1 protein-coding gene is annotated in these 504 nt (G+C 63.9%); it reads right to left on the bottom strand.

Features of this window, described 5'->3' with window-relative positions; translation table 11 throughout:
• The coding region (locus AACY52_RS30245) for a hypothetical protein (RefSeq protein ID WP_339561369.1) at positions 1 to 268 on the bottom strand (268 nt) is incomplete at its 3' end.
• Positions 269 to 504: the final 236 nt, after the last annotated feature.

Below are 504 nucleotides of genomic sequence, written 5' to 3'. Positions count from 1 at the left end.
AGGCATGCATCATACCGCAGTCGCAGTTGCCGGCCTTGTCATCCTTGGCGGCGGTTTCGCTCGCGGCCGGGACCCAGACGCGCTTGGGCGCACGAAGCGGAGCGCGGGGGCCATAGCTGGGCTGGGATTGCCATTCCCAATGGCCGGCTTCTGCTGAGGCAGAGTGCGCCTTGTGAGTTTCCACCGGGGTCGTCGTATCCTGCGCGAAGGCGGGCGCAGAAACAGTGAAGGCTGCCGCGATGGCGGGGAGGAGAGTGAGGGTCTTCATGTTGAATTCCTTGATCTGAATGAAAGAACTTTGCCGTATCGGGCGCACCAGGCGTTTATTCGCCTGACGAGGCCCCGCAGCGGCCGGTCGATTCAGCCAAGGAAGGGCGGTGGGTGATGCTCGGGACTGGGATCGTTTCCGCTGAGCACCGGGGAGGTGGTCCAGAAGGCTTGCGATGCGGCGAACTGGCGCTGGAGGACGGGCATGAAATCGCTCGGCAGACCGACCGTGGTGAC

Origin of the sequence: Pseudomonas sp. EA_65y_Pfl1_P113 (assembly GCF_963970525.1) — a bacterium.
In the GTDB taxonomy this organism is placed as follows: domain Bacteria; phylum Pseudomonadota; class Gammaproteobacteria; order Pseudomonadales; family Pseudomonadaceae; genus Aquipseudomonas; species Aquipseudomonas tritici.
Note: the sequence above shows the minus strand (reverse complement) of the source record. Positions and strands in the feature narration are given on the sequence as shown.